12 protein-coding genes are annotated in these 14,307 nt (G+C 72.5%); 8 read left to right on the forward strand and 4 right to left on the reverse strand.

Annotated elements, in window-relative coordinates; translation table 11 throughout:
• Nucleotide 1 precedes the first annotated feature (1 nt).
• Nucleotides 2–877, reverse strand: a complete 876-nt coding sequence (locus tag ACPYO4_RS11290; RefSeq protein ID WP_425709336.1) for a hypothetical protein — start codon at nt 875–877, stop codon at nt 2–4.
• Nucleotides 878–1,017: 140 nt separating this feature from the next.
• Here ACPYO4_RS11290 and ACPYO4_RS11295 point away from each other — a divergent pair, with 140 nt between their 5' ends.
• Nucleotides 1,018–1,839, forward strand: coding sequence for a glycosyltransferase family A protein (locus tag ACPYO4_RS11295; protein WP_425709337.1), 822 nt, complete (start codon nt 1,018–1,020; stop codon nt 1,837–1,839).
• Between the two features lie 71 nt (nt 1,840–1,910).
• On the opposite strand, the gene ACPYO4_RS11300 is transcribed toward ACPYO4_RS11295, so the two are convergent.
• Nucleotides 1,911–3,734, reverse strand: coding sequence for an ABC transporter ATP-binding protein (locus ACPYO4_RS11300; RefSeq protein ID WP_425709338.1), 1,824 nt, complete (start codon nt 3,732–3,734; stop codon nt 1,911–1,913).
• A 154-nt stretch (nt 3,735–3,888) separates the two neighbouring features.
• On the opposite strand from ACPYO4_RS11300, the gene ACPYO4_RS11305 reads away from it, so the two are divergent.
• From ACPYO4_RS11305 to ACPYO4_RS11315, 3 genes are read left to right on the forward strand one after another with little or no spacing between them, the layout of a single operon-like run.
• Nucleotides 3,889–6,177, forward strand: a complete 2,289-nt coding sequence (locus ACPYO4_RS11305; protein WP_425709339.1) for a hypothetical protein — start codon at nt 3,889–3,891, stop codon at nt 6,175–6,177.
• Nucleotides 6,174–7,100 carry a glycosyltransferase family 2 protein gene (locus tag ACPYO4_RS11310; protein ID WP_425709340.1) on the forward strand — a complete coding sequence of 309 codons (927 nt, stop codon included), beginning with the start codon at nt 6,174–6,176 and terminating at the stop codon, nt 7,098–7,100. Before ACPYO4_RS11305 ends, ACPYO4_RS11310 begins: the two co-directional genes overlap by 4 nt.
• Before the next feature lie 2 nt (nt 7,101–7,102).
• Nucleotides 7,103–8,011: a glycosyltransferase gene (locus ACPYO4_RS11315; protein ID WP_425709341.1), complete on the forward strand. Its 909-nt coding sequence runs from the start codon at nt 7,103–7,105 to the stop codon at nt 8,009–8,011.
• Nucleotides 8,012–8,019: 8 nt separating this feature from the next.
• Here ACPYO4_RS11315 and ACPYO4_RS11320 read toward each other — a convergent pair whose 3' ends face one another.
• Nucleotides 8,020–8,877, reverse strand: a complete 858-nt coding sequence (locus tag ACPYO4_RS11320) for a glycosyltransferase family 2 protein (protein WP_425709342.1) — start codon at nt 8,875–8,877, stop codon at nt 8,020–8,022.
• Between the two features lie 119 nt (nt 8,878–8,996).
• Between ACPYO4_RS11320 and ACPYO4_RS11325 the strand changes: the two genes are divergently transcribed.
• Nucleotides 8,997–9,896 (forward strand): right-handed parallel beta-helix repeat-containing protein, encoded by a 900-nt coding sequence (locus ACPYO4_RS11325; protein ID WP_425709343.1) that lies wholly within the window; start codon nt 8,997–8,999, stop codon nt 9,894–9,896.
• Between the two features lie 39 nt (nt 9,897–9,935).
• A complete protein-coding gene (locus tag ACPYO4_RS11330; RefSeq protein WP_425709344.1) occupies nt 9,936–11,171 on the forward strand; it encodes a glycosyltransferase family 4 protein in 1,236 nt (411 codons plus the stop codon).
• Between the two features lie 67 nt (nt 11,172–11,238).
• Here the strand turns inward: ACPYO4_RS11330 and ACPYO4_RS11335 are convergent, their stop codons facing one another.
• A complete protein-coding gene (locus tag ACPYO4_RS11335) occupies nt 11,239–11,817 on the reverse strand; it encodes a hypothetical protein (protein ID WP_425709345.1) in 579 nt (192 codons plus the stop codon).
• Nucleotides 11,818–11,966: 149 nt separating this feature from the next.
• On the opposite strand from ACPYO4_RS11335, the gene ACPYO4_RS11340 reads away from it, so the two are divergent.
• Both ACPYO4_RS11340 and ACPYO4_RS11345 read left to right on the forward strand, forming a co-directional pair.
• Entirely contained in the window at nt 11,967–12,614 is a 648-nt protein-coding gene (locus tag ACPYO4_RS11340; protein WP_425709346.1) for an NADPH-dependent FMN reductase, read from the forward strand.
• Nucleotides 12,611–14,245 carry an MFS transporter gene (locus tag ACPYO4_RS11345; RefSeq protein ID WP_425709347.1) on the forward strand — a complete coding sequence of 545 codons (1,635 nt, stop codon included), beginning with the start codon at nt 12,611–12,613 and terminating at the stop codon, nt 14,243–14,245. The genes ACPYO4_RS11340 and ACPYO4_RS11345 overlap by 4 nt, the downstream gene beginning before the upstream one ends.
• Nucleotides 14,246–14,307 lie beyond the last annotated feature (62 nt).

A 14,307-nucleotide genomic window follows, 5' to 3' on the forward strand; every position in this document is an offset into this window, starting at 1 on the left:
GTCAGTCCTTCGGTGTGGTGGGTGCCTTGCCGGAGCGCGACCGCCGCCGCGCTCCGGTCTTGGCACGGTTGGTGCGCGCTCCGGTGCGCGCTGCGGTGGGCGCTGCGGTGGGCGCTCCGGACCGGGCTCCGGTCCGGGCGCGGCCGGTGCGCGTCTGCTCGTGCGCGTCGTCGTCCCGCAGGTGGTCGCCACCGTCCGGCGCGCCGTCGTTCTCGCCCTGCTCCGTCGCGGCCCGGCGCCGCCGGAGCCGGGCCGCCAGGAGGGCGTCGAGTCCGACGACGACGACGGCGGTGAGCCCGCCCCCGAGGGCGGCGATGGCCCCTGCGCCTCGCAGTCGGCTCGGGGTGACGTCCTCGACCGGGCCCGCCGGCACCGCCGGGGCGATGCGGTACCGGGTGACCTCGGGTGCGCCGGCCTCGGCCTGGAACTCGTCCAGCACGACGGATGCTTCGGCGACGACCGTCTCCAGGAGGTCGTGGACGGCCTCCTCGCTGGGGGCGGTGGCCTCGATGTGGATCATCGGCTGCTCGCTCGAGCTGTTGGCCTCGAACTCCTGCTCCAGGCTCTCGTCCAGGCCGAGGCGCTCCTCGAAGGCGGAGCTGTTGATGTTGCGGGCCAGGACGGCCACGGCGAAGCGTGAGCCGCCCTGTCCGGAGTACGGGTTGTCGGGCTCCGACGGGTCCTCGGTCTCGTCGACCGGCGACCCCACCTCTGGTTCCTCCGGCAGGCTCGGCAGCACCACGACTGACCGGGTGGACATGTAGAGGGGTTCGACCGCCGCGTAGGACCGATAGGCGAAGAAGGCGACGAGGAGCAGCAACGGGATCGTGAGGTACCAGCGTCGGATCATCGCCCCGGCTATCGAGAACAGGTCCATACGAGCGATGCTCCTAAGATGGGTGACTCCGCCGACGGAGGCTCGGTCCCCACACGAGGGGGAGACGGGTGACTCCGCCGGTGGAGCCTCGATCTCCCTACGAGAGGGCCGGGCCGATGCGATCAGACGTCGATGTGCTGATGATTACCTACAATAGCCCGGAGCATGTTCGGCGGACCCTGCCCCATCTGCTCGATACGTGCGACGAGAGTACCCGCGTGTGGCTCTGGCACAACGGGGACCACGAGGAGACGCTCGAGGTGGTGCGGTCGTTCGCCGCCGACCCGCGGGTCCACCGTTTCCACCACAGCCGCGAGAACGTCCGGCTCCGCCCGCCGACCAACTGGCTGTGGCAGGAGAGCGACGGAGCCTTCGTCTCGAAGGTCGACGACGACTGCATGCCCGAGCCGGGGTGGATCCAGCAGCTGCGGGACGCCCATCGTGCCGACCCGCAGTTCGGGGCGATCGGCTGCTGGCGCTTCCGGGACGAGGACTTCGTGCCGGAGCTGGCCGAGCGCAAGATCCAGACGTTCGCTTCAGGTGTCAGCCTGCTGCGCAACCACTGGGTCCAGGGCAGCGGCTACCTGCTGCCCCGTGCGCTCGTCGAGCGGCACGGTCCGATCAGGGACGGCCAGTCCTTCACCCGTTACTGCATCGAGCTCGCGAGGCACGGCGCCGTCAACGGCTGGCTCTACCCCTTCGTCCGGGAGGAGAACCTGGACGACCCCCGCTCGCCGCACACCCTCTTCCCCGACGACGAGAGCTTCCACCGTCGCATGCCACTGACCGCGCAGGCGCTCGGCATCTCCACGGTGGCGGAGTGGGCCCAGCAGGAGCACGAGTCGGCTGTCGCTGTCCAGGCCGCGTCGCTGGACTTGCGGGAGTACTCGGGGTGGCGGTTCAGGCGGCGCAACCTCGTCAAGCGGGTGCAACGACGGCTGCGGGGCCGGGGGTCGTGGTGACCGGCCAGGCGTAGCCGCGGGGGTGGGCGGCCGCGCCCGTCCGGGCCGGTCGGCTCCGCCGCGGGGCCCGGTCAGCTCTGCCGACCGCCCGACAGCCGGGTCACCTCCTGGTAGAAGGCGCTGCTGGACGCCAGGACCGAGGGCGCGTCCATGCTCTGCAACCGGCCGTCGACGAGGACCATCACCCGGTCGCACATCGACAGTGCCGAGGGGCGGTGGCTGACCAGGATGATCGTCACCGACCCGCGCAGCTGGCTCAGCGAGTCGTTGACCAGGGCCTCGGACCGCACGTCCAGCGCGCTGGTCGCCTCGTCCAGGATCAGCACCTCGGGCGATCCGGCCAGGGCGCGGGCCAGGCACAGCCGCTGACGCTGACCGCCGGAGACGGCGGAGGCGCGCTGGCCCACCACGGTGTCGTAGCCCTGCGGCCAGGACATGATCTCCTCGTGGATGTTGGCCCGTGCGGCGGCCGCCTCGACGTCCTCGGTGGTCAGGTGCGGGCGGAAGAAGCGGATGTTGTCCGCGACCGTCCCCCAGACGAGCTGGGGGGCCTGGGGCACGTAGGCCACCCGCTGCCGCCACTGGTCGCGCCGGAAGTCGCGCACGTCGGTCCCGTTGACCTCGACCCGACCGCCGGTGGGCTCGCGCAGCCGCAGCAGGAGCTGCACGACGGTCGACTTCCCGGCCCCGGAGGGTCCGGCGACGCCGATGGCCTCGCCGCGGCCCGCGGTGAAGCTGAGGTCGGTCAGCGTGGGCCGGTCGGACCGGTAGCTGTGGTGCACCTGGTCGAACCCGATCGTGCGGATCTCGGGCAGGTCGTTCTCGCCGTCCTGCTGGGGGTTCGCCTCGTACCTGTGCAGCGCCCGGGCGAGCCGCTCCATGAAGGGGATGCGTTCGTCGAGGCTGGTGACCGCGGTCTGGACCTGCTGCGCGTAGGTGAGCGTGCGGAACAGGATGAGCACGACGGCCCCGAGGGTGGCGATCTGCCCCACCCCGGTCAGGGAGACGGCGAAAAGCGCCAGGATGAGCAGGAGCAGGGCCGCGCTCTGGAAGACCGCGGGCACCGCCGCGGACAGGAACCGGGTGCGCAGCAGGGGCCGGCGCACGTTGTCGATCGTCTCGTAGACCCCGGACCGGTAGGTGTCCGAGGCGCCGAAGACCTCGGTCTCCTCGGCCACGAGGACGATCTCCTGGACGCCCTTCGAGTACTCGATGTTCTCCCCGCTGAGCGCCTTGGCGTGCCGCCTCAGCCGGCGCGCCAGCGGGCGCAGGGCGAGGAAGAGGACCAGGGAGCTCGCACTGAGGGCGAGGGCCGCGGTCAGGTTGAGGACCAGGGCGGAGACCAGCATCGTGCCGAAGGTGAACAGCGCCGAGAAGCCGTTGCCGATGTTGACGATGGCCAGGCTGGTCGAGGTGATGTGGGCGTTCATCAACGACTGGAAGTGCCCGTCACGCTCCGACGCCTTGATCGGCCAGGCAGCCTGGGTGAACGCGTCGAACAGCCGGCGTCGCAGGTCGGCGGTCGCGTTGGCCCCGAGCCGGGCGGGGATGTAGGCCAGCAGCAGCTGCAGCCCGGCGCGCACCAGCGCCAGCCCCACGCCGGCGAGCAACGTGACCTCGACGCCCGACGAGAGCGTGATCGGCCCGAGGCCGAGCGTGACCTCGGACTCGCCGGTGGACAGCGCCGCCGCCACCGCGGCGATGAGAGCGAGGAGGCCCGCCTCGCTGAGCCCGGCCAGCACCGACACGGCGACCAGGGCCGTGAGCAGGAGCCCGGACCCACGGAAGAAGGGCGACAGCTCACGCCACGCACGTCGGGCGCGCCGCGCCACGACGAGCCGCCCGCCGCCGCCCCGGTCCGAGGGCTGCGCAGGTTGTGGGGGAGAGCTCGTCACGGGGTGCCTCCTGGGGGGACGGAACGCCCATCGGAAGGTGAGCGTAGCCCTCCCGCCACCTCCGGGCGGCCGTCCCGGCCGGACGCTCCCGCCTGACGCCGCGTGAACGCCGCAAGGGCCTCTCGAGGGTGGTCGGCTGTCGTAGAGTGCGTCCGTGACGCTCGAGCGGCTCGTGACGCCGGCGTCCCGGGTGCTGGACGTCGGGGTCCATGACGAAGGAGTCGCGGACGCCCTCGCCGCCGTCGGGGCGCATCGCTACCTCGGACTGGTGCTGCCGCAGGACCAGGCCTTCCTCGACGACGTCCCCGACCGGTACGCCGGTCGCTTCCATCGTGTCGTCGCGCCGGAGCAGGCCTTCCGCCACGACACCGACCTGCTGATCCTGCGGGCACCCGTCGCCCGTGCGGTGTGGGGCCTGAGGGACCTCTCCCACGTGGGTCGGATCGCCGTCGAGCTGACCTCGCCGTCGGCCCGGGTGGAGACCTGGGGTGCGCTCGCCGTTTCGCGGCTCCTGCGCCGGGTGCGCCTGCTGGGGGTCCGCACGTGCGGGGAGAGCCGGTTCCTGGTCTACGAGGCCCAGCCGGTCCGACGGCCCCGACCACGGCACTACCTCTCCGAGGCCGTCGGCGTGCCCGGGCTCATCCGGCGGCTTCAGCAGGAGGGGCTGGACTATGTCGTCCTGCGCTGGTTCGACCAGCTGCCGGACCTGGCCCCGGGCGAGGACCTCGACCTGATGGTCGCGGACCGGCACCTGCACCGGCTGCACGAGATCCTCGCCGAGGAGCCCGGCACCATCCCGGTCGACATCTACAGCGAGACCGGCCTGGAGGGGGCCGACTACCGGGGGATGGCCTACTACCCGCCCCGGCTGGCCACGCGGATGCTGGAACGGGCGGACACGCACGTCAGCGGGGCGAGGGTGCCGTCCGCGGAGGATCACCTCCACTCGCTGGCCTACCACGCGGTCTACCACAAGGGCCCCGCCTCGGGCCTGGCCTCCGCGCTCGTCGCCCAGGAGCCGCGGCCCGACCACGACTACGCGGCGACGCTCGCAGAGGTCGCGGCCTCCCTCGGCCGGGACTTCCCCACGGGGCTGGAGGACGTGGACGCGGTGCTCGAGGAGCAGGGTTGGCGGCCACCGCTGGACACGCTGCGCAGGCTCGCCGAGGACAATCCCTGGGTCCGGCGGCGGTTCTTCCCCACGGCCGACCAGCAGCCGGCGGAGCTGCCGGAGCCGACGGTGTTCTTCGTCCGTGAGCGCACGCTCTCGGTCCTGGACGAGGCCGAGGTGCTCGGTGTGATCGAGTCCCTGGAGTTCGAGATCCTCGCGGTGCGCGAGCTGTCCGGGGCGGCCCGTCAGGCCTCGGTGGAGCTGGTGCGCGGGGGGAACTGGGGGCGCGGGCCCTACCCCCTCAGCGGCGGGGACCCGGTCCTCGTCGTCGTCGCCGTGCACTACGGCCCCCGACCGCCGAACAGCTCGCTGCTGGCGCGGTACCCACGGCTGACCAACGGCGACGTGCTGCAGGTCAAGGTCGACATGCGGGAGCTGGTGGAGGCGCGCGTCGGTGCCGCGCAGTCGTTCAACCCCGTGCACTCCTCGGACGACGAGTTCGAGACCTGGGAGTACCTCTCCCTCGCCCTGCCCGAGGAGACGGCCGAGCTCAGGGCGCAGGTGGCCCGCCGCCGCGACGACTACCGGACTGGCGTGCCGGTGGTGGATGTGCTGCGTCGAGGGCGCCGCGCGAAGGTGGAGGTGGTCGAGCGTGAGGACGGCCGGCGGGTGCTGCGCAAGACCTTCGCCCCGCACGGAGCGCGACACCTGGAGCGCGAGGTCGCGACCATGCGCGAGCTGGGCCCGGTGGTCGCCGCCGTCCCCACCCTGCTGGACGTCGGCCCCAACTGGTTCGAGACCGAGCTGTTCGACAACGGCCTCGCCGACCTGCCGGACCGTCCGGACGGCCGGCTCGTGCCGCTGCGGGTCGCCCACGACATGATGCGGGTGCTCCGCGAGGTCCACGCGCGCGGCTTCGACCTGATCGATGCGAAGCCGCAGAACTTCCTCCTCGAACCCGGCGGCGAGCTGCGGCTCGTCGACTACGAGTTCAGCCACCGCTACGACGGGCAGGCTCCCGACTTCGACCAGATCTACGGCTTCGTCGGACCGCCGCAGGACTTCACCGGTGACGTGCCCGTCGGCGAGATGTCCTACGAAGCCGGCTGGCAGCCGTTCCTCGGCCTGCCCCGGGCCTCCCTGCTGGGCGACCCGACCTGGCGCCAGCACCTGCACCGTGCCACCTTCCGTGCCCGACGTCTGACCCGGCTGCCGGTCAGGGTGGCGTCCACCGGGCTGCGTCGGGGGCGGTCGTGGCTGGGGGCCGGGCGGGCCCGGGCCGGGGCCTCCTACCGCCGGTGGGCCCGCGAGCGGGCCAGGGGCGCGCTGTGAGCGCCCGGCTCGACGTCGTCATCGTCACCTACCGCAGCGCGGACGACATCCGTACCTGCCTGGCGTCGGTCGAGCCCGCCCTGGAGAGGTTCCCGGACGCCCGCATCATCGTCGTGGACAACGGGTCCGACGACGACGTCGCGGACGCCGTCTCCGGGATCTCGGACCGGCTGACCCTGATCCTGCGGGACGACAACGACGGCTTCGCCGTGGGCTGCCACGCCGGGGCCGAGGCGTCGACGGCGTCCGCCCTGCTCTTCCTCAACCCCGACGCGGTCGTGGACGCTTCCGCGATCGACACCCTGGTCCGGACGTCCGACAGCCATCCGGGGGCCGGCATCGTCGGGGGGAGGTCCGTGCTGCCGGACGGCGGGACGGACCACCAGTCCTGGATGGGACGGCCGACGATGTGGTCGGCTCTGTGCTTCGCCTCCGGTGCGTCGAGCGTCTTTCCCGGCTCCCGTGTCCTCGACCCCGAGTCCGGCCGCGACTGGCTGGAGACCTCTCGGGCGGTCCCCGTCGTCAGCGGCGGGATGATGCTCGTGGAGCGCGAGGTGTGGGACGCGCTGGACGGCTTCGACCGGAGCTACTTCCTCTACGGCGAGGACGTCGACCTCTGCCTGCGGGCCCGCCGGGCGGGCTGGTCGCCCCGGGTCACGCGGGAGGCGATCTACAGCCACGAGGTCGGTTCCTCCTCGGCCGGCTCCAACCGCCTCCCCCTCGTCCTGCGCGGACGGGCGACCACCTACCGCCGGCACTACCCCCGCCCCCTCGGGGCGCTGGCCGCACAGCTGCTGGTCGCCGGCACCGGCCTGCGCGCCGTGGGGGCGAGGTTCCGTCCCGCCGGTGGTCGGCGAGCTCATCCCGCGCAGCACTGGCAGGAGAGCTGGCGACGTCGTCGAGAATGGCGAGAGGGCTGGTGAGCATGAGTACGCACCCGACCGTGAGCGTGGTCGTTCCCGTCTACAACGACGTCCCGGCCCTGCGTCGCTGCCTGGCGGCGCTGCAGCGTCAGGACTACCCCGCCGACCGCGTCCAGGTGCTGGTGGTCGACAACGCCTCGAGCGAGGACGTGTCCGCCGCCGTGCCGGAGGACCCCCGGTTCCGGCTGCTCCACGAGGCCCGCCGTGGCTCCTACGCCGCGCGCAACACCGGGGTGCTCGAGGCGACCGGCGAGGTCCTCGCCTTCACCGACAGCGACTGCGTGCCCCGCCCCGACTGGCTGCGTCTCGGCGTCGCAGCGCTGCACGCCGATCCCCGCCCCGACGCGATCGGAGGCGCCATCGAGATCTTCTTCCCGCACGGGCCGCACCGGCGCACCGGTCCGGAGCACTTCGAGGCCCACAACGAGTTCCAGCAGCGCAGGTACGTCGAGGAGTGGTCGTTCGCCGCGACCGCCAACGTGTTCGTCACCCGGGAGGTCTTCGACCGGGTGGGACCCTTCGATGCCAGACTGAAGTCGGGAGGGGACACCGACTGGGGGACCCGCCTGGTCGGCAGCGGTGGCCGCCTGGTGTTCGCACCGCAGGTGGTGGTGGACCATCCTGCCCGGAGCACCTGGCGGGAGCTGGGGCGCAAGTCGGTACGGGTCGCGAACGGCATCGCCGACCGGACCCAGCACCTCGGTCGCGGGGCGCTGGCGCGCCGGGCCTGGCGGGAGGCGCGGGGCGGGATGTCGATCTGGCTGCGCGTCTGGGGCGGGTCCCGACCGGCCCCGACCGACGCCCCGGGCCGGGTGCGGTACGCCGCCGCGTTCAGCTACGTGCGGGCGTTGCGCGTGGGCGTGCACCTGCGGAGGATGGCGCGCCGGCCCGGGCCACCGGCTCAGAGGTAGGGCGCGGATCAGAGGTAGAGCACGCGGTGCCGGACGCTGCCGTCGACCCGACCCGCGGCGCCGGCGGCCTGCTCCACCCACCACCAGCGCAGCCGGGGGGAGAACGGGACCCCGGGGAGCGCGACGGCCAGGCGGGCCCAGCGACCGGCCACCCCGACCAGGCGGGGTTGCGGCATGCCCTGCGGGCCGTAGTCACGGAACAGGCGCCCGCGGGACTGGTTGGCCTTGAAGGCCTTCACCGCCACCGACCGGAGCGTGGAGCGGTGCCGGTAGTGGACCACGGCGTCGGGGGCGTAGCCGAGGCTGAACCCCGCCAGCTGCAGCCGCCAGCAGAACTCGGTGTCGTCCGAGCCGTACGTGTAGTCCTCGGCGAAACCGCCGACCGCCTCGAAGGCGGAGCGACGGACTGCCAGGTTCGCGCTGATCGACCTCGGGAGGAACCCGGCGACGACCGGGAGACGGTCGGGATGCCGGGGCATGTAGCCGGGCCGCTCGCCGTTGAGCAGGTCGTTCTCGATGCCGCCGCCGACCGCGTCGTGCTGGTCCAGGGCGGCGATCATGGCGCTCACCCACCCCGGGGACACCTGGTCGTCCGCGTCGCAGAACAGGAGCAGGTCGGCCGAGGCCTCGGCGGCCCCCCGGTTCCGCGCCGCGCTCGTGCCGGGGCGCTCGGCCGTGACGACCCTCAGCGGGAGGGTGGCGGCGAAGGACTCACAGACCTCGACGGTCTGGTCGGTGGAGCCGTTGTCGACGACGACGACCTCCCAGTCGGCGTCGATCTCCTGGCGGGCGAGCGCACCGAGCTGCGTGCCGATCGTCCCGGCCTCGTTCAGTGCCGGGATGATCACACTGGCCACAGGGTCCACGACGGCGAACGTAGCAGCCTCCGGTCGGCGGACCGTTGACCCCGGACTTGCGGCACGCTTGACTAGGTGGTAGGTCCAGCGCGTCCGGGCCGACCGAGGTCCGACCCCAGGGAGCCGACATGGCTGCTTCGCATCGACGAACGGGTGGGCTTCTGGCCGTCACCACCGCCCTGTTCCTGGCCGCGTGCTCGTCGTCCGACGCGCCGGTGGAGCCGCAGGCCGTGCCCGACTCCGCAGAGGACGTCGCTGTCGACGCCGAGCCGGAGATCCCGCCGCCGACGCGGGCCGACTTCCCCGACGAGACGACGACCGGTGTGCCCGAGGGGATCGAGCTGGAGGAGTCCGGATCACTCACGATCGACGAGGACGGAGCGGTCGTCGAGGGCCTGGAGATCACGGGGACGGTGACGGTCGAGGCCGACGACGTGACGATCCGCAACACCCGGATCCTCAACACCGGACACTTCCCGATCCGGGTCTCCGGCGGCAGCAATCTCGTGGTCGAGGACTCCGAGATCGACGGCCAGGGTCGCGCTGATGCCGCCGTCGCGTTCAGCAGCTACACCCTGCGCCGGGTGCACATCCACAACGTCGCCGAGGGGCCGCGCATCGCCGGCAGCAACGTGACCATCGAGGACTCGCTCATCCACCAGCTGGTCCAGGTCGGCGACAACCATACCGACGTGATTCAGGTCGTCTCCGGTAGCGGCATCGTCATCCGGGGCAATGCGCTCGAGGTCTACAACCCGGAGCAGGACGTGCTCGGCAACGCGGCCTTCATGTTCGGGGAGGACGACGGACCGGTGACCGACTGCCTCGTCGAGGGCAACTACCTCAACGGCGGCAACTACACCGTCAACGGGGGAGGGGGCGGGACCGACGGCGCGGCGTGCACCTTCCGCGACAACGTGCTCGGACCGGACCACAACTACGGAGCCGTCGCCAACCTGGGGCCCCAGAGCGACTGGGACGACTCGAACCTCTGGATCGACACCCACGATCCTGTGCGCGGCGGCTGAAGGGCTGCCGCCGGCCGCCCCGGTGCGTCACAATTCCGTATGGGAGTTCACGAGGCGAAGAAGCGCGTGCTCATCATCGTCCAGAACCTGCCGGTCCCGCTGGACCGCAGGGTGTGGCTCGAGTGCCAGGCGCTGCGCGACCACGGCTACACCGTGAGCGTCATCTGCCCGAAGGGGCCGGGGGACCCGGCACGGCACGACGTGGACGGCGTGGCGCTGTACAAGTACCGGCCGGCGCCCGAGGCGAAGGGGGCCGCGGGGTTCGCGTACGAGTTCGCCTACTCCTGGCTCCGGACGGCCTGGCTGAGCCTGCGGGTCCGTCGCGAGCGCGGCTTCGACGTCCTGCAGGCGTGCAACCCGCCGGACACCTACTGGTTGCTCGCCCACCTGTGGAAGATGCGCGGGGTCCGGTTCGTCTTCGACCACCACGACCTGAACCCGGAGCTGTTCCTCTCGCGGTTCGGCAGCCCGAGGTCGGTGGCTGGTCGGATGCAGCTCGCCGCGCTCAGGTGGCTCGAGCGCAGGACGTTCCGCACGGCCGACCACGTGATCTCGACCAACGAGTCCTACGCGGAGATAGCCCGACGTCGCGGCGACGTGCCGCAGGACCGGGTGAGCGTCGTGCGCAGCGGTCCCGACACGACGCGGATGCGGCCGACCGCTCCGACGGTCGACGTGCGCCGCGGCGCGGACCACCTGCTCGTCTACCTCGGGATCATGGGGCCGCAGGACGACGTCGACGTCGTCCTGCACCTCATGGACGAGCTGGTCCACCGCCGAGGTCGGACGACGGTGCGGGCCGCGCTCCTCGGCTTCGGGGACAGCCTCGACGACCTCCGCCGGCTCAGTACGGAGCTCAACCTGGATCCGTACGTGGAGTTCACCGGGCGGGTGGGGCCCGAGGAGATCGGGCAGTACCTCAGCCAGGCCGACGTCGGGATCGGGCCGGACGGGGCGACCCCGCTCAACGAGCTGTCCACGATGAACAAGACGATGGAGTACATGGCCTTCGCCCTGCCCTCGGTCGCCTTCGACCTCAAGGAGACCCGGGTCAGCGGTGCCGACGCGGTGCTCTACGTCCCGGACGGCGACCTCCCTGCGATGGCGGACGCGGTGGAGCGGCTGCTCGACGACGATCGGCTCAGGTCGGAGATGGGCGCGCGTGGCCGCGAGCGGGCCGTCGCGGTGCTGGACTGGCGGCCGCAGCGGGAGTCCTACCTGCGTGCCATCGACCGGGTCGCCGGCCGGGAGCCCTCGACGGTGCCGACCGCCTAGGAGGCTGCCGACCCAGGTGCTGCCCGGGTGAGGGGCGTGGGCACCGCTCGTCACGACCGCCACCCGCTCAGGGGCGGTGCTCCCACGGGTCGACCTGCCCAGCGAGCGAAGGCCGGCCGTCCCCGTCCCACGCCCGGACTGCGGCCCTCGAGATCTCCTCGTCGGTGAGCCAGCGGGCTCCCCTCTCGTCCAGGTGGTAGCCGAGGAACAGGTGCCGTGCCCGCCACGGACGCGCCGCACAGCCGTCGTCGTTCGCCATGACCTCCCGGGGGTCCGAGGCTGCGCTGCCCCAGACCTGCAGGACGGTCGCGCCCGGCTCGAGCAGACCCTCGAGCTGGTCCAGGACGGCCTGCCGGTGGGGCGAGTGCACCCAGACGATCGCGCCCAGGATCGCGCCGGACGCGACGCCTCGGCCGAGCAGCTCGGTACGGATCGCGTCGCCGAGCGCCTCGGGCCGGCGCCAGTCCGCCTCGACGGGAACGTACTCACCGGGGCCGTCCCCGACCGGAGCCCCGCGCGCGGGGCGGCGTGCCACCGCCAGCACCCCGTGCCCGCGCCCGATCAGCTCGTGGCCCGCCCGGCGGAGCATCCCGGTGCCCCCGACGACCAGGACGTACCGGCCGTCCGGGCCGCGTCCGTTCAGCATCTGCTGTCCTCCTCGTCCCCGGTGAGCTCGACCGTAACCGTGGGGCAGGAGCCCTCCGGCCGGGCCGCAGCCTTCCCGCAACCCTGAGACAACCCTCCGTGGCCAGGGTCGATGTCGACCGAGACACCCGAACCAGGAGGAGGCGCTCCATGGCTGTCCAGCTCGACCACGATCAGCACTCCCGCACCCGATCCGCGACGGCGGCGCACACCGATACGACCACGCAGGTCGCCGTCGTCGTCGGCAGCGTCCGCACCGACCGCTTCTGCACGGTGCCTGCCGGCTGGATCACGGAGCACGTACGCAGGCGGGAGGGGCTCGAGGTCGACCTCATCGACCTGGCCGACCACGACCTGCCCGTCGACGTCGGCTCGACGGCCCCGGAGGTGCCCGAGACCGTGGGCCGCCTCGGAGAGAGGCTGGCGCTCGCCGACGCGTTCATCGTCGTGACGCCGGTGTACAACCGCTCCTACCCCGCGTCGCTGAAGAACGCCATCGACCGCTTCTACACCGAGTGGCAGCTCAAGCCCGTCGGCTTCGTCTCGTACGGAGGAATCACGGGCGGCCTGCAGGCCGTCGACGCGCTGCGCGGGGTGTTCACCGAGTTCCATGCCGTGACCCTGCGGGACTCGATCGCCTTCGCGAACTTCTGGGAGGCGTTCGATCACGACGGCTTGCCGCTCGACGCCGCGGGGACCGACCGGCTCGCCGCAGGCCTCCTCGACCAGCTCGCCTGGTGGGCCACCACGCTGCGCGAGGCGCGGACGGCCCGCCCCTACCCGTTCGATACCGCGTGAGGTCGGCACCGGCGGGCACCACGTGGCGGCACTGGGCCGCGCTCGTCATGCTCGGCCTGCCGGTGGTCATGATGGCCACCGACTTCACCGCCCTCTTCCTCGCGCTGCCGGCGGTGAGCGCGGACCTGGCGCCGAGCTCGACGCAGTCGCTGTGGCTGGTGCACATCGGCGAGCTGGTCGCGGCGGGCACGCTCGTCACCATGGGCTGGCTCACCGGCCGCCTCGGCCCCCGCGTGCTCGTGCTGATGGCACTCGGGCTCTACGGCGCGGCGTCGGCGCTGGCCGCCTACGCCCCGACCGTGGAGGTGCTGCTCGTCGCCCGGGCCCTCATCGGGGTGGCGACGGCGGCGACGACCCCCGCGGTGTTCGCCATGGTGCGCTCGATGTTCACCAGCGCCGAGCATCGTGGCATCGCCTTCGCCGTCGTGATGGGCGCCTTCCCCGTGGGCGGAGCACTCGGGCCACCGTTCACCGGCGCGCTCCTGGAGTACTTCTCGTGGGGCTCGGTGTTCCTCGTCAACGTCCCGGTGGCCGTCGTCGCTCTGGTCGGCGGGCTGTGGCTCTTCCCCGGCGGCCACGAGCGGACCACCGACCGGATCGACATCACCAGCGTCGTGATGTCCATGGCTGCAGTCATGCTGGTCGTCTACGGCCTGCAGGAGATCGCCGACCGGGGCGTCACCGCCACCCACGCCGCGGCCGTCGGCGGGGGACTGGTCCTCGGTGCGCTCTTCGTCCGGAGGCAGCGGCGCCTGACCGACCCGCTGCTCGACCTCGGTCTGTTCGCGGTTCGGCTGCTGCGTCGGTTGGCGATCGCCTTCCTGCTCATCCAGGTGGCGTTCTTGACGATCGATCTCGTGCTGGTGCAGCACCTGCAGATCGTGCTCGGGATACCGACCGGCACGCTCGGGCTGATGCTCGCGGCCCCGGGGGTCGCGGCGATCGTCGCGACGGCCGTGACGCCGTTGCTCACCCGCAGGTTCACGCCGTCGGCGGTGATGGTCGCCGGTATCGGCACCGGCCTTGTGGGGCTGGGGTTCATCCTGGTCGCCCTGACCGTGGTTCCGTCGCCCGCGGCGTTCACCGCGGCGCTGTCGATCGTCGCCTTCGGCTCGAGTCCGCCCATGGTGCTGGGGGCACAGCTGATGGTCACGTCCGTGCCGATGCGGAAGTCCGGTCCGGCCGCCGCGCTCCAGGACGTCAGCGCGAGCCTGGGCGCCGCGACCGGGATCGGGGCCCTGGGCAGTCTGGCGCTCGGCATCTTCGGTCGCAGCCTGAGATCCGGGGCGCCCGAGGGCCTGTCCCCGGCGCACCTGGACGCGGCGACCGAGGGCCCCGGTGTTGCGGTCGCCGTCGCCGACGGGATCGGTGGCGCGCTCGGCGGCGACCTGCACGCGGTGACCGAGGACGCCTGGGCCCACGGCACGACGGGGTCGGTGGTGGCGGCACTCGTCGTGGCCGCCGTCCTGCTGGTGCTGGTCGCGCGGGGACTGCGCGGGGTGCGCCTCCCTGCGGAGGACGAGCCCGACGGCCTGCCGGTGGCGCCACCGAGCGAGCGCGGCGATGCCCCGCCGCCGGCCGCGCCGGCCGTCCGATCACCGGTGGCCACGGACGACACGGGTGGCGACTGACGGCGAGGCGGCGCGTCGGCGGGGCGTGGCTGGCTCGGCTCGCCGTCCGCCGGGCACCGTTC

This window comes from Georgenia sp. Z1491, assembly GCF_049856175.1.
In the GTDB taxonomy this organism is placed as follows: domain Bacteria; phylum Actinomycetota; class Actinomycetes; order Actinomycetales; family Actinomycetaceae; genus JB111.